Consider the following 16,968-nt stretch of genomic DNA (forward strand, 5'->3'; position numbering starts at 1 on the left):
AAACTCCTCGAAGAAGCACGGCCGACCAACGACACAGCCCTGCGCAACGCCCTCGACGAGGCCGCGAAAAATCCCGAACTGGCCCCGCTGGTCCGGGCCGTGGAGACGCTTCGCGTGCCCGTCTGAGGTCGCGCACCCCAAGCACAGCCCGCACGTGCAAGGGATGCACCGACATGCGCCCATTGACGCGATCTCCGTTGTGGCCGTACACATGGCCCCTATGAGCGCGCCACACCTCCCCTTGTCCGGCATCACCGTGGTCAGCCTGGAGCAGGCCGTGGCCGCCCCGTACGCCACCCGGCAGCTCGCCGACCTCGGGGCGCGCGTGATCAAGGTCGAGCGGCCCGGGGGTGGCGACTTCGCCCGCCGGTACGACACGACGGTGCACGGTCACTCCAGCTATTTCGTGTGGCTCAACCGGTCCAAGGAGTCCCTCACGCTGGACCTCAAGGATCCCCGTGGCCGCGAGATCCTGCACCGACTCCTCGACGGCGCCGACGTGTTCGTGCAGAACCTGGCGCCGGGCGCCGCCGACCGCCTCGGTCTGGGTGTCGAGGCGCTCGGGGAGCGGTGGCCGCGGCTGATCCCGTGCACGATCTCCGGGTACGGCACGTCCGGGCCGTGGGCCGACCGGAAGTCGTACGACCTGCTGGTGCAGTGCCAGACCGGCCTGGTGTCGCTGACCGGGACGCCCGACGAGACCGCGCGGGTCGGCATCTCCGTCGCCGACATCGCCGCCGGGATGTACGCCTACAGCGGCATCCTCACCGCCCTGTTCACGCGCGCCACCACGGGTGCGGCCCACCCGGTGGAGGTGTCCCTGTTCGAGGCGCTGGCGGAGTGGATGGGCCAGCCCGCCTACTACACCCGGTACGGCGGCGACCAGCCGCCACGGCTGGGCACCCAGCACCCCACCCTCGCGCCGTACGGAGCCTTCACGGCCGCCGACGGCAGGGAGGTGCTGTTCTCCATCCAGAACGAGCGCGAGTGGGCCGTCCTGTGCGGGGAGTTCCTGGGCCGGCCCGAACTGACGGACGACCCGCGCTTCGCCACGAGCTCCGCCCGCGTGGCCCACCGCGACGAACTCAATGCCGTTGTCGCCGAGCGCTGCGCCCGCTCCGGCGCCGAGGAGATCCTCAAGGACCTCGAGTCCGTCAACATCGCCTGCGCCGGAGTCAACGACGTGGCCGCCTTCCTGGACCACCCGGTCCTCGCCGCCCGCGACCGCTGGCGCGACGTGGCCGTGCCCGGTGGCGCGACGGTGCAGGCCCTGCTGCCCCCGGCCGACCTCGCGGGACTGCCCGCGCGCATGGAGCCGGTGCCGGCGGCGGGCGAGCACACCGAGGCGATCCTTGCCGAACTCGGCCGTACGGACGAGGAGATCGAGGCCCTGCGCGCCAACACCGTCATCTGAGAGGGGCGCGAGAGCCTCGACGGCCGGACGTCACCAGGCGAGGGGTCCGTCGACGTCGACATAGCCGCCGGTCGGGCCGTCGGGACCGACCCGTGCCATGCGGACGATGATCTCGGCGCCTTCCTCCACGGTCTGGGTGCCGCTCAGCCCGTTGAGGTCCGTGGCGGTGAAGCCGGGCTCGACGGCGTTGATCCGCATGTTCGGGAACGCCTTCGCGTACTGCACGGTGATCATGTTGACCGCCGTCTTCGAGGTCGGGTAGGCGACGGCCTGGTAGAAGTGGGCCGGTGAGTCCGGGTCGGAGAGCCGGGACAGCGAGGCCAGGCCGCTGCTCACGTTCACCACGACGGGGGCCTCGGACCGCTGGAGCAGCGGCAGGAAGGCGTGGGTGACGCGGACGACGCCGAAGACGTTCGTCTCGAACACCGTTCGCATCTCGTCGGCGGTGGTGTCCACGGCAGGGGGGATGCTGTTGTTCTCGCCCCGCACCTCGATGCCGGCGTTGTTGACCAGTACGTCGAGCCCGCCCTCGGCCTCGACGGTCTTCACGGCGGCCTGGACGCAGGCGTCGTCGGTGACGTCGAGCTGGACGAACCGGGCGCCGAGCTCGTCGGTGTGGCCTGCTTCGACGAGCCGACGGGCGGTCTCGAAGCCGAGTCCCTTGTTCGCTCCGGTGATGAGTGTTGTCGTCATGGCGTCCAGGTTCCGGCGCGGCGAGGCCCGCAGCCAGACGTCGCATCTTCCTGGGACTGCTGGTACCAGGAAGACGCCTGCCGGACGGTGTTTCACTGGGTGCATGACGGCGACGGAACTCGGACAGGCCCTGCGCCGCTGGCGCGACCGGATCCCGGCCGAGTCGGCGGGCCTGCCGACGGGCGGGTATCGGCGTGCGGTCGGGCTGCGCCGTGAGGAGCTGGCGCTGCTGGCCGGGATCTCCGCCGACTACGTCACCCGTCTCGAACAGGGCCGGGCGAGCAATCCGTCCGGGCAGATCGTCGAGGCCCTGGCGCGGGCGCTGCGGCTGTCCGCGGATGAGCGCGCGCATCTGTTTCGGCTGGCCGGCCTGGTGCCGCCCGGCCCCGAAACCGTCCCCGCGTACATCACGCCGAGCGTGCAGCGCCTGCTGGACCGGCTGAACGGCACGCCCGTCGGGGTCTACGACGCGGCCTGGACACTGCTCCTGGCCAATCCGCAGTACGCCGCGCTGATGGGCGACCCCTCCGGCCGGCGCGGCTTCGAACGCAACGGTGTGTGGCGCGCCTTCCTCGGCCCGGCCGGCCGGGTGCGCCAGACGCCGGACGAGAGGCGAGCGTTCGAGGCCGGAATCGTCGCCGACCTGCGCGCGACCGTGAGCCGGTATCCGTCCGATCCTCAACTGCAGAACCTGGTCGCGGAGTTACTCACAGGTCGGCCCTCTGACCCTGGACTGCGACATCCTCGGCGTGGCGGGCAGCGACCTGCGCCTGATCGTCTACACAGCCGAACCCGGCACCGAGGACGCGGAACGCCTCGCGCTGCTCGCCGTATTCGGCACCCAGTCCCTGGTGTGACCGAACGCGACGTGCCCCGCGTGCGTCACAGTGTCGGGGCGGTCACGGCACCGCTCCTCCCGTGCCCATCGCCGTCCGTTCGGGGGATCCATGCGTACGACCACCTCACGCACCGTCCAGTTGCTGACCGTGCTCGGCCTGCTCGCCGCCGGCTGCGGCGCCGGCGCGGCAGACGCCGGTGAATCCGAGCCGGCGCCGGACACCGGGCCGCGCGCCCTCAAGGTCGCCAAGGCCTGGGACGGCTCACCGGCCGCCGAGATCTGGCGCGAGGGCTACTACCCGATCGCCGACCCGGTGCAACCGCCCGAGGACGCCTTTCACAACGAGGCCGACAAGGAGGCGTTCATCAGCGAGAACTTCGTGCTGCGCGGCGACCTCCCCGAGACCCCGAGGAAGGACGCGAAGGTGACATGGCAGGACGGTGACTCGCTCACGCTGCCCCTCATGGACGCGCGGGAGGCGTACGAGAAGCTGGACACCAACGACTCCCCCGGGCCGCGCCTTACCGTGACCGGAGCAAAGCTGAGCGAGACGACGCTGGCCACCAGTCGCGGTCCGGCCACTGTCCCGGTCTGGCTGTTCACCCTCGAGGGCTACGACACCCCGCTCAAGCGGGTCGCCCTCGACCCCTCCAAGCCGCCCAAGCCGCCCATCGGACCGGTCGACCAGGTCAGCGCCGATCTGTGGGAACTCAACAAGCTGGTCGAGGTTACCGAGGACGGCCGTTCCGTCACCGTGCTGGCCCACCACGGGGCATGCGACGACGGCCCCGCCGTGGACGTGCTGGAGACAGACGGCAGCGTGGTCCTGTCCGGCTACATCGTCGGAACGAGCGACGGTGTCTGCACGCTCGAGCTGCTCGCCAAGAAGGTGACGGTCAAGCTGGACCGCCCACTCGGCGACCGGATCCTGCTGGACGCGTTCACGGGCCGTCCCGTGCGCGGCACCGACTGAGTCACTGGTCCTGCAGAAGGACCTTCACATCCCAGGGCCCGAGCGGTACTTCCACCTTCAGGCCGGGTACGGCGGCGATGTCGTCGGTGAGGTCGTACAGCAGCCGTTCTGCGATGTCGCCGCGCAGCATGCGCGGGAAGCTGCTCGCGAAGTTCGCGGCGCCCGGGCGGGTCACCCCGCCAAGGCCGCCCTGGCCGCCGTGAGGGCCTGTTCGGCGTAGCCGCGGCCGAAGAGCACGGCGTGCACCAGGAGCGGGAACAGTTGGTGCAGGGCGATGCGGTCGGTCCAGCCGGCGGCGAGGGGGGCGGCCTGCTGGTAGCCGTCCAGGATCCGGTCCAGGTGGGGGCAGCCGAAGAGGTGGAGCATGGCCAGGTCGGTCTCACGGTGACCGCCGTGCGCGGCCGGGTCGATCAGCCAGGCGTGCCCGTCGGCGCCCCACAGGACGTTGCCGTTCCAGAGGTCGCCGTGCAGCCGGGCGGGCGGCTCGGCAGGTCCCGCCAGTTCGGGGAGCCGCTCGCAGACCCGCTCGATCAAGGGCGCCTCCGCGCCGCGGACCGTGCCGTCGTCGACCGCGCGACGCAGATACGGCAGTACCCGGTGCTCGGCGTACCAGCCGGGCCAGTCGGGGCCGGTGACGTTGCGCATCGGTGCGAGCCCGATGTACGCGTCTTCGGGGCCGCCGGGCGGTGGGGCACCGAACGCGGGTGCGCCGGCGGCGTGCAGGGCGGCCAGGTCGCGGCCGAGGTGTTCCGCCGCGTCGGCGCCGGGTCGGCCGGTCGCCACGCGGTCGGTGACCAGCCACTGCCCGTCGTGGCCGTGCACGGTCGGGATACGGACGGCCTGGGCGTCGGCCAGCCAGCGCAGTCCCGCCGCCTCGGCCTGGGCGGCACGGTGGCCGTCGCCGCGCTTGACCATCACCACTCGGCCACCGTCGAGGGTGACTTCGGCGAGCGCCCCGGAGAGCTGTCGCTCGCCGGTCACCGCAAGCCCGGTGAACCGCGCCGCCGTGGCCCCCGGGCCCTCGCAGGAGTTGTGCACGGCGATCAGGGTACGGGGGCCTTCGGCCGTACTGAAGTCACTTGGTCAACCATCGGCGGCGGCCTTCTTGATCGCCTCGCGGATCCGCGAGTAGGTGCCGCAGCGGCAGACGTTCTCGATCCGGTCGATGTCGGCGTCCGTCGGCCGGGGCGTCTTCTTCAGCAGGGCGGCCGTGGCCATGATCTGGCCCGGCTGGCAGAAGCCGCACTGGGCGACGTCGCAGTCGAGCCAGGCCTGTTGGACGGGGTGGAGCTTGTCGCCGTCGGCCAGGCCCTCGATGGTGGTGACCTTGCGGCCGGCGCAGTCGGCGACCGGGACGACGCAGGGCTGGATCTCGTCGCCGTCGAGATGGCTGGTGCAGGCGCGGCAGGCGCCCACCCCGCAGCCGTACTTGGGGCCGGTGACGTTCAGCAGATCGCGCAGCACCCACAGCAGGGGCATGTCGGCGGGTGCCTCGACGGTGACGCGCTTCCCGTTGAGGGTGAAGGAGTAGGACGGCATCGGTACCTTCTCGAAAGGTGGCTCAGAAGTCGAAGGTGGCTCAGAAGTCGAGGGTGCTTCAGAAGTCGAGGGGGAAGCGGCGCGGCTTGGTGCCGGTGGCCCGGGCGTAGGCGTTGGCGACGGCGCCGGCCGCGGCCGGGACGCCGAGTTCGCCGGCACCGCCGGGGTCGCGCCGGGAGGGCATGATGTGCGCCTCGAACTGCTGCGGGGCGTGCCGCTGACGGGCGTAGTGGAAGTCGGCGAAGCTGCTCTCGCGGACGGCGCCCCGGTCGATGTGCAGGCCGGCGCTCAGGATGGTGGAGATCCCGTCGACAGCGGTGCCCATGAGCTGGGCCTCGAGTCCGCGCGGATTGACGGCCGTTCCGACGTCGGCCGCCATCACCACCTTGGTCACTCTGGGGTTCTTCGGATCGACGGCGTCGATCTCGACGAGGCAGGCCACACAGGAGTCGTACTCCTCGTGGACGGCGACGCCCTGGGCGTGCCCCTGCGGCATGCTCCGGCCCCACTTCCCGGCGGCCGCGACCTTGTCCAGTACGGCTTTGACGGTCTTGCTCCGCAGTGTCGTACGGCGGAAGGCGACCGGGTCCTTGCCGAGGCTGCGGGCGACCTCGTCGACGACGATCTCCTCGGCGGTGCGCACGGTGCCGGAGTCCACGGAGCGCCAGGCGCCGAGGGGGATCGCGAGGTCGACCGAGCCCGAGTCGCCGGAGAGGCGGCCGAAGTTGTAGAGGCCGCTGTCGCTGGGGAGTGGGGCCGCCGCGGGGGCACGTACGGCGGAGCGCACGCCGCCCTGAGTGGACAGCCCCTGCTTCTCGAAGGACTCGCTGACCGAGGCCGTCGCGTGGGCGAAGGCCACCACCCTGCCCCGGGCATGGCTGGCCCGGATCCGGTGGTGGGTGGCCGGGCGCATCCTGCCGTGCCGGATGTCGTCGGCCCGGCTCCACATCAGCTTCACCGGCCGGCCCGCCTTCTTGGAGATCTGGGCCGCCTCGATCGCGGCGTCGTGGTTCAGGCGGCGCCCGAACGAGCCGCCGCCGCGCAGGACATGGACCCGGACCTTCGACACCGGCAGGCCGGTCAGCGAGGCGATCTCCTCACGCGCCGACTGCGGCGTCTGGGAGGAGAACCAGATCTCGGCCCGCTGTGCGCGTACGTCCGCCACGGCTGTGAGCACCTCCATCGGCGCATGGCTGACGAAGGCGAACTCGAACTCGGCCTCGGTCTGCGCGGATCCGCTCGGCGGGTTCCCCAGCTTCGGGACAGCGGCACGCAGCCGGGAGCGGATCTGGGTGTCGGAGAGGTTCGCCAGCGGTCCCGGCGCCCACTTGATCCGGAGGGCCTCCCGGGCCTGGAAGGCATGGTGGAAGGTCTCCGCGACCACGGCGACACCGTCGTCGATCTGGACGACCGCATGGACGCCGGGCAGGGCGCGGGCGGCCCGGGAGTCGACCGAGACGACCTTCCCGCCGAGGGTCGGCGGCCGGGCCACGACCGTCGGCTTCGCGTCGGCCACCGTGAGGTCGCCGGTGTACTTGGCCTTGCCGGTGATGATGTCGCGGGCGTCGATGCGGGTGGTCGGCCGTCCGATCACCCCGTGCTTGGACGCCGGTTTGGGCCGGGTCGACACGGCCGGCCGGGTGATCCGGGCGGCGCTCCTGGTCAGCGAACCGAAGGTGGCGCTGCGTCCGTTCGGCGCGAAGACTCTGGTGCCCCGGGTGCGCAGGGTCCGCGCGGGGACGTGCCACTGCCGGGCGGCCGCGGTGATGAGCTTGGCGCGGGCGGTGGCGGCCAACTGCCGGGCCGGTCCGTACAGCGAACTGACCGAGTTGGAGCCGCCGGTGAACTGGTTGCCCTCGTTGCGGGCGTCCGCGAGCGGGATGTCGATGTCGGCGAGCCGGGCGTCCAGTTCCTCGGCGATCATCATGGCGACGGCGGTGGTGACGCCCTGGCCGACCTCGACGCGCGGCAGCCGTACGACGACCCTGTTGGCCGGGGTGACCTCCAGGACCAGCATCTCCGCGTCGGTGCCGGTGACCAGCACGTCGGACGGTCTACGGCCGACCCCGTCCGCGGTTTCCTCGGCGCCCTGCGCGGTCGCGGCGTCGCAGCCGAGCGGTGCCGCGACGGTCAGGGTGGTCGCCGCGACCGAGTAGACCACGAACTGGCGGCGGGACAACTGACTGGCCAACAGACACTCCTCTCCGCGAACCGGGCTGGTTCGATCTGTATGAGGGGCCGATGCACTCCGGGGTTGCGCCGGTTGGTCACTCCATCGATTCACCGCATCGATTCACGGCATCGACTTATGGCATCGGTTTACGGCGCGAGTTGCCAGAGGTCGGTGCCCCACTCCAGGTGCTGTATGAGCTCGTCGTCGCCCGGCCGGTTCGCACCCGCGCCTCGGGGGCCGGGGCCCGAGGGGGTGTGGGTGCCGCGGGAGATGTTGCCGCTGACGGTGATGTTGTGTTCCACGCGGGGGCGGCGGAGTGTCTCGTAGAGGGAGAGCGCGGCTTCGGTGTCCGGCGCGTCGCGCAGGGACTTGGCGAGGACGACGGCGTCCTCCAGCGCCATCGAGGCGCCCTGCCCGGTGGCGGGGGACGCCGCGTGGGCCGCGTCGCCGATGACCAGGGTCCGGGCGGAGCGCCAAGGCGTCCCGGTGGGGAGTTCGGTGGCGTTGGTGACCATGAGGTGGTCGGGAGTGGCCGCGACGAGGTCCGCGGCGGGGGTGGAGTCCTTGCGGAGCAGCGGCAGCAGCAGGTCGCGCCATCGGGCGGGGGTGCCGTGCGCGAGGTCGCCGGCGGCCAAGGGGGCGTCGGAAACACGCGCGAACCAGTACGCCTCCCCCTCGGGCGACACCGCGTACCCGAAGGCGACGGTGCTGCCGCGCACCATGGTGATGGTGTCGCCCGCGCCTGCCCCGGGGGCGGCGCCGGTGTAGCCGTAGAAGACGTACTGCCCGGCATAACCCGGGCGCGCATCGGGGGCGATCAGTCGGCGGACGGTGGAGTTCAGGCCGTCGGCCCCGATGAGCAGGTCGCCGGTCGCCGTGCTGCCGTCGGCGAAGTGGGCAGTGACGCCGTGCGGGCCGTCCTCGACCGACGCGAGGCGGGCGCCGTGCCGGATGACGATGCCCCGGCGGGTGACTTCGGTCTGCAGGGCGGCGTTGAGGTCGCCGCGCCGCAGGCACCGGTACTGAAGATGCGGCGTACCGGCCTCCCCGAGCGGTACGTGGGCCACCTCGGCGCCCGTGTCGTCGAGGACCCGCATCGAGGTCAGCGGGAAGCCGATCGCGGTGACCGCCGCTGAGGAGTCGACCTGCGCCAGGGCGCGCATGCCGTTGCTCGCGAGCGTGAGGAACGCGCCGATGTCCTCGGCGGAGTCGGGGTGCGCCTCGTACACGGCGACGTCGAATCCGGCCTTGTGCAGGGCAAGAGCCGCTCCGGCACCGGCGATCCCACCCCCTACGACGATCAACCGCGTCACATCGCCCCCCTGGTTCGCGCGCCGCCCCCGCGAGCAGTAGCCGTCCTTCGTGGAACGTCCCGGCTCCGGCACGGGTTCCCGCGCGAGCCGCCGATCGTTGTACAGCCCGGATCGACGAACTCCGGAACGGTGCAACCATTCCGCCAACCCGAGTGTCTTGCCTAATATCAGACACAACACCCTTCTAGGGGACGCAATGGGACGAAACAGAACCGCATGGGCGACGACAGTAGCGCTCATGGCCGCCACGCTGGGTGTGGCGGCGGTCCCGGCCGATGCCACGACGGCCACCACCGCCCAGACCACGGCCTGCCCCACCGGCTGGGGCAGTCTGGCCAAGACCCGCTCCGCCGCCACTCTGGAGTCGGTGACGAACATCAGGACCGGCCGGCACACCTGCTTCGACCGCATGGTCGTCGACGTCCCCGGCGCGGGCACCAGCGGCCTCGGCTACTCCGTCAGGTACGTCAGCCGCCTCTACCAGGACGGCTCGGGCAACTACATCCCCGTCGGCGGCGGAGCCGTCCTCGAGGTGCGGGTGGCCGCCCCCGCCTACGACCCCGAGACCGGGCAGCCCACGTATCCGGTGCGCGCCGGTCAGCGCCTGAAGGGCGTGGATCTCACGGGCTACCGCACCTTCAGGGACGCACGGTTCGCCGGCAGCTTCGAAGGGGACACGCAGATCGGGCTCGGCGTCCGGGCACGACTGCCGTTCCGGGTGTGGGTGGCGACCGACCGGGTCGTGGTCGACGTGGCGCACAACTGGACGGGGGCGCCCTGAGGCCCTCAGGGCTTGGAGGTGATCAAGACTGCGGGGTGATCGGGGCTCAGGGGTGATCAGGGCTGCGGGGCGATCAGGACGACTTCTGGGCGATCAGGACGACTTCTGGGCGATCGAGGCATCCCGCCCCTGATACCCCCGCAGCTTCCGGTACAGGGTGGCCCGGGCGATCCCCAACGCCGCCGCGGCGCGTGCCTTGTTGCCGCCGTGGCGGCGCAGCGCCTCCAGGATCGCGGCCCGCTCGGCGAGCTCCATCGGGCTGAGGTTGCGCCCGGCGGGGCCCTCCCGGACGGGGTCCGGCAGTTCACTGCGCCGCACCGGCCCGGAGACCCGCCGCTGACTCGCCAACGCCCGGACGAGGTGGGCGAGTTCGGTGACGTTCCCGGGCCAGGGATGCTGCTCCAGCGCCCGCAGGGCGTCCAGTGTCCAGGTCAGCGGCGGGCTGCCGGGTGCCGGCGCGGGCGCGAGGGCGGGGAGCAACTCCCTGATGTCCTCGGTGCGTTCCCGCAGGGCGGGCAGGGTCACCGAGCGGGCCGCGAGGGTGTCGAGGAGGCGCTGCAGGCAGGGGCCCGGCGAGGAGCCGGGGGTGTAGGTGGCGACCAGGTGGGCGTCGGGGCGCTCGTCGAGGAGGGAGTTGAGGGCGGCGACGTCCGGCTGGGCCAGCCGCTCGGCGTGGCGAAGGAGCAGAGGGCGGTCGCGGGCCCTCCCCCAGCCTTCGGGCAGGGGGACCCCCATCTCGCTGCGCTCGTCGTTCTGGAGGCCGAGTTCCGGTGATTCGGCGGCGTCCACGACCAACGGGTCCGTGCCGTCGAGCAGTTCGAGGGCGAGCATGGTCTTGCCCGTTCCGCGCTCTCCCACGACGAGCAGGGGTCCCGCCGTACGGGCCAAGGTCGTCGCCTGCGCGACCATGTGCCGCCACGGCACCGACCTCCCCACGAGCACTCCCGCCCGCCGCGGCAGCGACGGCGCCGACTCCACGGGACGTGGCGCGAGCACGGCGACCAGGCCGACGGCGCGGCCCTCATGCCGTACCGGAGTGATCTCGACGGTGCACCCGGCGTCCTCGGGAAGCGGGATCTCGTACGACTCACCGGCCGCCGTCCCGCTTCCCCTCCCCCACGCCCGCGTGCCCCGCTCCAGCGCCTCCAGCACCTGCGGCGAGGCAAGGCGTGCCGCCGCCTCGCTGACCAGGCGGTTACGGCCGTCCAGCGCGACGACCGCCCGCTCGCGCCCCCGCGCGGCCCGCTCGTACGCGTCGAGCAGCGCCCGTTCCGCGGTACGCGCGCTTGCCCGCAGTTCCGCCTCCACCGCCGTGGCGGCCGCCTCGGCGAGGGCGGCGCCGGGGTGCGGCCGGGAGTCTGCGCACAGGCCGGAGGCAACCGTCACGGTGCCGAGCGCCTGTCCCGTCTCCGGGGAGAGCAGCGGCACGCTGACCGCGGAGACGTCCTGCCACACGTCGAGGAAGTGCTCGGGGCCGTGCACCTCGGCCCGGCGCCGGGTGCGCAGGGCGAGCGCGGCGCTGTTGTGGCCGACCTCCCGCTCGGACAGGTCGCGGCACGCGTCGTCGCCGGGCGCGCTGCCGGCCGACCACAGCACCCTCAGCCGCTCGTCGGTGAGGACGAGGGCCGACCGTCCGGCGTCGAGGGCCGGGGCGATACGGGTGAGCACGGGACGCGCCGCCGCCAGCAGGGGCGAGTCCACCGGCTGAGCCAACTCCCGTACCGGGCCGTCGAGATCGGGCCGTACCCCGAAGAATCGGGCGCGTCGCCAGGCCGCGACGACGTCGTCCGGCACGCCGTCCGGGAGCGGGCGCCCCGTCAGGAACCGTTCGCGCGCATGGCGGAGGGGGGTGAGGGCAGGAGGATGTTCGGCGGTGGTCATGGCGCTCCTCACCGTATCCGGGCGTCACACGCGCAGCGAGGGTGGGTTGTCTCGTATTGAGACACCCACGACCGGCCGCACCACTCCATGATCTTGAAGGGTCGGAGTCTGTACCCAGCTCCCGATCCCATCTCCCCTGTCTGATCCCCTGTCTCATCTCCTGTCTTGATCTCCTGGAGCGTTCTGTCGTGCACACCGTTGTCGAGACCGACGTACTGATCGTGGGCAGCGGCCCGGCGGGCGCCTCGGCCGCGCTCGCCCTGAGCACCTACGGCGTACGCAACATGGTCGTCACCCGGTACGCGAGCCTCGCCGACACGCCCCGCGCGCACATCACCAACCAGCGGACCATGGAGGTGCTGCGCGACCTGGGTGTGGAGGATGAGGTGATCGCCAAGGCGACGCCCCAGCACCTGATGGGGAACACGACCTTCTGCACCAGCCTGGCCGGTGAGGAGCTGGGCCGGGTGCGTTCCTGGGGCAACGACCCGCTCGTGCAGGCAGCGCACGAACTGGCCAGTCCGACCCGCATGTGCGACATGCCGCAGCATCTGATGGAGCCGGTGCTGGTGAACGCGGCGATCGCCCGCGGCACCGACTTCCGCTTCAGCACGGTCTACAAGTCCTTCGTCCAGGACAAGGCCGGCGTCACGGCAACCGTCGAGGACCGGCTGCGCGGCGACGAGTACACCATCCGCGCGAAGTACCTGATCGGCGCCGACGGCGGCCGGTCCAAGGTCGCCGAGGACGCCGGGCTGCCGATGGGCGGTCAGATGGGTGTCGCGGGCAGCATCAACATCGTCTTCGATGCGGACCTGAGCAAGTACACCGCGCACCGCCCCTCCACCCTCTATTGGGTGCTGGCGCCCGGCGCCACGGTCGGCGGTATCGGCGCGGGGCTGGTGCGCTGCGTGCGGCCCTGGAACGAGTGGCTGATCGTGTGGGGCTACGACGTGAGCGCGGGCGCCCCCGACCTCACCGAGGAGTACGCGCTGTCCGTCGTACGGCAGCTGGTCGGCGACGACGAGATACCGGTGACCATCAAGTCGTCCTCGGCGTGGACGGTCAACGAGATGTACGCCGAGACATACGCCAACGGCCGTGTCTTCTGCGCCGGTGACGCCGTGCACCGCCACCCGCCGTCCAACGGACTCGGCTCCAACACCTCCATCCAGGACTCCTACAACCTGGCCTGGAAGCTGAAGCTCGTCCTCGACGGCGTCGCCTCGCCCAGCCTCCTCGACACCTACACCGTGGAGCGCGCCCCGGTCGGCAAGCAGATCGTGACCCGCGCCAACAAGTCCATCGCCGAGACCGCCCCGATCTTCGAGGCGCTCGACGGGCTCTCACCGCAGACGCCCGAGCAGCTGTGGGCCAACATCGCCGCCCGCAAGGACGCCACCGAGGCGGCCGCCAAGCAGCGGGCCGCGCTGCGCGAGGCGATCGCCTTCAAGGTGTACGAGTTCAACGCGCACGGCGTCGACCTCAACCAGCGCTACGCCTCCGACGCGGTCGTCCCCGACGGCACGCCCGACCCCGCCTACACCCGCGACCCCGAACTGCACCACCGGCCCACCTCCCGTCCCGGCGCCAAGCTCCCGCACGCCTGGATCACCTCCGGGACCCGGACCCTGTCCACCCTCGACACCGTCGGCAAGGGCCGCTTCACGCTGCTCACCGGCATCGGCGGCGAGGCGTGGGTGCGGGCCGCCGAGGCCCAGCCCCTCGACATCGCCACGGTCGTCATCGGGCCGGGCCAGGAGTACGAGGACCCGTACGGCGACTGGGCGGACCTCAGCGAGATCTCCGACGGGGGTGCTCTCCTCGTACGCCCCGACGGGTATGTGGCGTTCCGGCACGCCGGCGCGGCCGAGGACGCCGAACGCTCGCTCACACAAGCGCTGCGGCGGATTCTCGGGCACGGTTGAGATGAGCGCCCAGGAAGGAGCCGGCATGGGCGGCGACGACACGACGGTCACGGACGAGGTGGTCGCCGGTCTGCGGGGCACGGACGATCCGCGGCTGCGGGAACTGCTGACCGGGCTGGTCCGGCATCTGCATGCCTTCGCGCGCGAGACGCGGCTGACGCAGGAGGAGTGGGAGCGGGCGATCGGGTTCCTGACGGCGACCGGGCAGATGTGCACGGACACCCGGCAGGAGTTCATCCTGCTGTCGGACGTGCTCGGCCTGTCGATGCTCGTGGAGACGATCAACGACCGGCACGGCCCCGGCGCCACCGAGTCGACGGTCCTGGGCCCGTTCCACATGACCGCCTCGCCGGTGCGCGAGCTCGGCGCGAACATCGACCTGGTGGGCGGCGGCGAGCCGTGCGTGGTGAGCGGGCGGGTGCTGTCCCGGGACGGCGGCCCGCTGCCCGGCGCGGCCGTCGACGTGTGGCAGGCCGACGGGAACGGCTTCTACGACGTGCAGCAGCCGGACGTGCAGCCTCCGGGCAACGGTCGCGGCCTGTTCACCGCGGACGACGAGGGACGGTTCTGGTTCCGTACGTGCGTCCCGAGCCCGTACCCGATCCCGACGGACGGACCGGTCGGCGGGCTGCTGGAGGCCACCGGGCGGCATCCCTACCGGCCCGCGCACATCCACTTCATCGCCTCCGCCGACGGGCACACGCCGGTGACCACGCACATCTTCGTGGCGGGGAGCGACTACCTGGACTCGGACGCGGTGTTCGCCGTCAAACCGGGCCTGGTCACGGAATTCGCCTCGGTCGACGACCGGTCGGCGGCACGGGAGTTCGGCGTGGCGAACCCCTTCCGGCACGCCCGCTTCGACCTCGTGCTGGAGCGCGCGTGAAGGGCGTCCTCGACTTCTCCTACGAGGCCCGGCCCGTGCGGGTCGTCTTCCGGCCCGGCGCGGCGGTGTCCGCGACGCCGGGCGAGGCCGGGCGGCTCGGGCTGCGACGGGTGCTCGTGGTGTGCGGGACGCGGGGCGCGGACACCGCGCGGGCGGTCGCGGACGCGCTCGGCCCGGTGTGTGTCGGGGTGCACGACCGGGCCCGGATGCATGTGCCCGTCGAGGTCGCCGACGTCGCCGTCCAGGCGGCTCGCGCGGCGGGCGCCGACGGCTGCGTGGCGGTCGGCGGCGGATCGTCGATCGGGCTGGGCAAGGCGATCGCGCTGCGCACCGGCCTGCCGCTCATCGCGGTGCCCTCCACGTACTCCGGCTCGGAGATGACCCCGGTCTGGGGCCTGACCGAGCACGGCGTCAAGCGGACCGGCCGCGACCCGAAGGTGCTGCCCCGCAGCGTGGTCTACGACCCCGAAATCACCCTCTCCCTGCCCGTACCGCTCTCCGTGACCAGCGGCGTCAACGCCGTCGCGCACGCCGTCGAGGCCCTGTACGCCCCCGACACCTCTCCCCTCGTGGCGCTGATGGCCGAGGAGGGCGTACGGGCGATGGCGCGGGCGCTCCCGGCGGTGGCCGAGGAGCCGGCGTCCCTCGATGCCCGCGGTCGCGCCCTGTATGGGGCCTGGCTGTGCGGGTCCTGCCTGGGCGCCACCACCATGGGCCTGCACCACAAGCTGTGCCATGTCCTGGGCGGCACCTTCGGGCTGCCGCACGCCGAGACGCACACGGTGGTGCTGCCGTACGCCCTGGCCCACAACGCCCCCGCCGCTCCGGAGGCGGCGGCCGCCGTGGCCCGTGCCCTGGACGCGGCCGATGCGCCGACCGCCCTGTGGGAACTGGCCGGACGCCTCGGCGCGCCCCGCTCACTCGCCGAACTGGGCCTCGGCGAGGCCGACTTGGTGACTGCCGCCGCACAGACCGCGGGCGAGGCGTATGCCAACCCCCGCCCGGTCACGGCCGACGGCGTGCTCGCCCTGCTGCGGGCGGCGTACGAGGGCGTACCGCCGACCGCGGCCGCCCGCTGACACCAGCCACCCCCTCGAAGCCCCCCACGTCGGAAGAGTCGGAAGAAAGGTGATCGCCATGCCCCTCCGTCTGCTCAGGAGTCGAAACTCCCGAGGGAGTCGACGCTCCCGAGGAGCGCCGGGTGTGCCGTTGCCCGTGCCGGCCGGCGCGGGAGTCGTGGGCCGCGAGGTCGTGGACCCGGTGGGGCTGCCGATGCGCGGCGCCGACGTGACCGTGACCGCGCTGGACTCGCACGAGGTCGTGGCGTCCGGTACGACGGACCCGTACGGCCTCTTCTTCGCCGCGCTGCCCCCGGGCCGCTACAGCCTGATGATCACGGCCGAGGGCCTGACACCGCACCGGGAGGCCCTGGACGTCGCCGCCGGTCCGCCGCTGCCCGCCGCCCGCGTCCAGCTGACGTCGGCCCGGCAGCTGGAACTGCCCGCGCCCGGCACCTGGCTGTTCGACCCGCCGCACACGGCGATCCGGTTCATCGCCAAGCACGTCGGCATGGCCCATGTCCACGGCCGCTTCGAGCGGTTCACGGGCGGTATCCGGGTGGCGCCCGACATGACCGAGTCCCAGGTGTCGGTGCGCATCGACGCGTCCAGCATCACGACGGGCAACAACACCCGGGACAACCACCTGCGTTCGGGCGACTTCCTGAACGTCGAGCGCTACCCGTACATCGACTTCGCCAGCACGCGGTTCGCCTACCGGGGCGGCGCCAAGTGGACCCTGCACGGCTCGCTCACCATGCACGGAGTGAGCCGCTCGGTGGAACTGGACACCACCTACCTGGGGTCGGTCAACGGCGGGTACGGCGAGGAGCTGCGGTGCGCGGCGCTGGCCAAGGCGGAGCTGCACCGGGAGGACTTCACCCTGAACTGGCGCAGCATGCTGGCCCGCGGGATCGCGGTGGTAGGTCCCACGGTCCAGCTGGAGCTGGATGTGCAGGCGATGTACCGCACGCACGACACCCCGACGCCGCCGGACTAGACAACGCCCTCACAGTCGGCCGCGGGCCGCTGTCAGACACCTCACGCACCGGTTACGAATTGCTCAACCTCTGGTTGCGACGCGGTGATCGGGTGACTATGGGGTTATGACACCGGCCCAGCGCGCCATGGAACGACTGGAAGTGTGGCCCGACCTCAGCTCGGGCCCGGCCAGTTGCGGCGCAGGACGGGCACTGCGCTCCGTCCACAGCGAGATCGTGCACTTCCACTCCGACCGGGACGTGGACCTGCATCTGACCGTGCCGGCCATCCGGCGGTTCCACGACGATCTCCGGGATTCGACCGCGATCCGGCTGGTCCCCGGCTCGGGCTGGGTGACCGTCCACCTCGACTGCGACACGGATGTGGATCTGCTGATGAGCCTGGTCAGCGCCGCGCTGCAGGCCCATCAGAGCCGCCCCTCCCCTGCCGGGCGCCCGGCAGGGAACGAGTGCAACTTCCATCGCGTCACGGTGCTGCCCCGCGGCTAGG

15 protein-coding genes and 2 pseudogenes are annotated in these 16,968 nt (G+C 72.1%); 10 read left to right on the plus strand and 7 right to left on the minus strand.

Features of this window, described 5'->3' with window-relative positions; all coding sequences use genetic code 11:
* Window positions 1–126 (plus strand): annotated as a pseudogene (locus tag ADL12_RS48730) (MarR family transcriptional regulator); the annotation flags it as partial.
* Window positions 127–220: 94 nt separating this feature from the next.
* A complete protein-coding gene (locus tag ADL12_RS48735) occupies window positions 221–1,414 on the plus strand; it encodes a CaiB/BaiF CoA transferase family protein (RefSeq protein WP_062715685.1) in 1,194 nt (397 codons plus the stop codon).
* 30 nt (window positions 1,415–1,444) lie between these two features.
* On the opposite strand, the gene ADL12_RS48740 is transcribed toward ADL12_RS48735, so the two are convergent.
* A complete protein-coding gene (locus tag ADL12_RS48740; protein WP_062715686.1) occupies window positions 1,445–2,107 on the minus strand; it encodes an SDR family NAD(P)-dependent oxidoreductase in 663 nt (220 codons plus the stop codon).
* A gap of 103 nt (window positions 2,108–2,210) precedes the next feature.
* Here ADL12_RS48740 and ADL12_RS48745 point away from each other — a divergent pair.
* Both ADL12_RS48745 and ADL12_RS48750 read left to right on the plus strand, forming a co-directional pair.
* Window positions 2,211–2,964 (plus strand): annotated as a pseudogene (locus ADL12_RS48745) (helix-turn-helix transcriptional regulator).
* A gap of 90 nt (window positions 2,965–3,054) precedes the next feature.
* Window positions 3,055–3,918, plus strand: a complete 864-nt coding sequence (locus ADL12_RS48750; protein ID WP_062715687.1) for a hypothetical protein — start codon at window positions 3,055–3,057, stop codon at window positions 3,916–3,918.
* Between the two features lies 1 nt (window position 3,919).
* Here the strand turns inward: ADL12_RS48750 and ADL12_RS54770 are convergent, their stop codons facing one another.
* The 5 genes from ADL12_RS54770 to ADL12_RS48770 form a co-directional block, all read right to left on the minus strand.
* On the minus strand, window positions 3,920–4,093 hold the full coding sequence (locus ADL12_RS54770; RefSeq protein WP_159053521.1) for a hypothetical protein: 174 nt from the start codon (window positions 4,091–4,093) through the stop codon (window positions 3,920–3,922).
* A complete protein-coding gene (locus ADL12_RS48755) occupies window positions 4,090–4,956 on the minus strand; it encodes a fructosamine kinase family protein (RefSeq protein WP_062715688.1) in 867 nt (288 codons plus the stop codon). The genes ADL12_RS54770 and ADL12_RS48755 overlap by 4 nt, the downstream gene beginning before the upstream one ends.
* 45 nt (window positions 4,957–5,001) lie before the next feature.
* Window positions 5,002–5,457 (minus strand): (2Fe-2S)-binding protein, encoded by a 456-nt coding sequence (locus ADL12_RS48760; protein WP_062715689.1) that lies wholly within the window; start codon window positions 5,455–5,457, stop codon window positions 5,002–5,004.
* 58 nt (window positions 5,458–5,515) lie between these two features.
* Entirely contained in the window at window positions 5,516–7,618 is a 2,103-nt protein-coding gene (locus ADL12_RS48765; RefSeq protein WP_079052698.1) for a xanthine dehydrogenase family protein molybdopterin-binding subunit, read from the minus strand.
* A 158-nt stretch (window positions 7,619–7,776) separates the two neighbouring features.
* Window positions 7,777–8,943 carry an FAD-dependent oxidoreductase gene (locus ADL12_RS48770; RefSeq protein ID WP_062715737.1) on the minus strand — a complete coding sequence of 389 codons (1,167 nt, stop codon included), beginning with the start codon at window positions 8,941–8,943 and terminating at the stop codon, window positions 7,777–7,779.
* A gap of 196 nt (window positions 8,944–9,139) precedes the next feature.
* Between ADL12_RS48770 and ADL12_RS48775 the strand changes: the two genes are divergently transcribed.
* A complete protein-coding gene (locus ADL12_RS48775; RefSeq protein WP_062715690.1) occupies window positions 9,140–9,724 on the plus strand; it encodes an AMIN-like domain-containing (lipo)protein in 585 nt (194 codons plus the stop codon).
* 93 nt (window positions 9,725–9,817) lie between these two features.
* Here the strand turns inward: ADL12_RS48775 and ADL12_RS48780 are convergent, their stop codons facing one another.
* Window positions 9,818–11,605 carry a helix-turn-helix domain-containing protein gene (locus ADL12_RS48780; protein ID WP_062715691.1) on the minus strand — a complete coding sequence of 596 codons (1,788 nt, stop codon included), beginning with the start codon at window positions 11,603–11,605 and terminating at the stop codon, window positions 9,818–9,820.
* 188 nt (window positions 11,606–11,793) lie between these two features.
* On the opposite strand from ADL12_RS48780, the gene ADL12_RS48785 reads away from it, so the two are divergent.
* The 5 genes from ADL12_RS48785 (at window position 11,794) to ADL12_RS48805 (ending at window position 16,967) form a co-directional block, all read left to right on the plus strand.
* A complete protein-coding gene (locus tag ADL12_RS48785; RefSeq protein WP_062715692.1) occupies window positions 11,794–13,533 on the plus strand; it encodes an FAD-dependent oxidoreductase in 1,740 nt (579 codons plus the stop codon).
* Between the two features lie 25 nt (window positions 13,534–13,558).
* The gene (locus ADL12_RS48790; protein ID WP_062715693.1) at window positions 13,559–14,419 is read left to right on the plus strand and encodes an intradiol ring-cleavage dioxygenase; all 861 of its coding nucleotides are present in this window, start codon (window positions 13,559–13,561) and stop codon (window positions 14,417–14,419) included.
* Entirely contained in the window at window positions 14,416–15,498 is a 1,083-nt protein-coding gene (locus ADL12_RS48795) for a maleylacetate reductase (protein ID WP_062715694.1), read from the plus strand. Before ADL12_RS48790 ends, ADL12_RS48795 begins: the two co-directional genes overlap by 4 nt.
* A 58-nt stretch (window positions 15,499–15,556) precedes the next feature.
* Entirely contained in the window at window positions 15,557–16,477 is a 921-nt protein-coding gene (locus ADL12_RS48800; protein WP_062715738.1) for a YceI family protein, read from the plus strand.
* 106 nt (window positions 16,478–16,583) lie between these two features.
* Complete coding sequence (locus ADL12_RS48805) at window positions 16,584–16,967, plus strand: luciferase domain-containing protein (protein WP_062715695.1); 384 nt, start codon at window positions 16,584–16,586, stop codon at window positions 16,965–16,967.
* The last annotated feature ends 1 nt before the right edge of the window (window position 16,968 follow it).

The organism is Streptomyces regalis (assembly GCF_001509475.1).
Classification (GTDB): Bacteria; Actinomycetota; Actinomycetes; order Streptomycetales; family Streptomycetaceae; genus Streptomyces; species Streptomyces regalis.

Excerpts from the sequence above, each read along its gene's own strand:
- ADL12_RS48735 (WP_062715685.1), top strand. The coding sequence starts at position 221 with ATGAGCGCGCCACACCTCCCCTTGTCCGGCATCACCGTGGTCAGCCTG.
- ADL12_RS48775 (WP_062715690.1), top strand. The coding sequence starts at position 9,140 with ATGGGACGAAACAGAACCGCATGGGCGACGACAGTAGCGCTCATGGCC.
- ADL12_RS48790 (WP_062715693.1), top strand. The coding sequence starts at position 13,559 with ATGGGCGGCGACGACACGACGGTCACGGACGAGGTGGTCGCCGGTCTG.
- ADL12_RS48750 (WP_062715687.1), top strand. The coding sequence starts at position 3,055 with ATGCGTACGACCACCTCACGCACCGTCCAGTTGCTGACCGTGCTCGGC.
- ADL12_RS48760 (WP_062715689.1), bottom strand. The coding sequence starts at position 5,457 with ATGCCGTCCTACTCCTTCACCCTCAACGGGAAGCGCGTCACCGTCGAG.
- ADL12_RS48740 (WP_062715686.1), bottom strand. The coding sequence starts at position 2,107 with ATGACGACAACACTCATCACCGGAGCGAACAAGGGACTCGGCTTCGAG.
- ADL12_RS48800 (WP_062715738.1), top strand. The coding sequence starts at position 15,557 with ATGCCCCTCCGTCTGCTCAGGAGTCGAAACTCCCGAGGGAGTCGACGC.
- ADL12_RS48805 (WP_062715695.1), top strand. The coding sequence starts at position 16,584 with ATGACACCGGCCCAGCGCGCCATGGAACGACTGGAAGTGTGGCCCGAC.
- ADL12_RS48780 (WP_062715691.1), bottom strand. The coding sequence starts at position 11,605 with ATGACCACCGCCGAACATCCTCCTGCCCTCACCCCCCTCCGCCATGCG.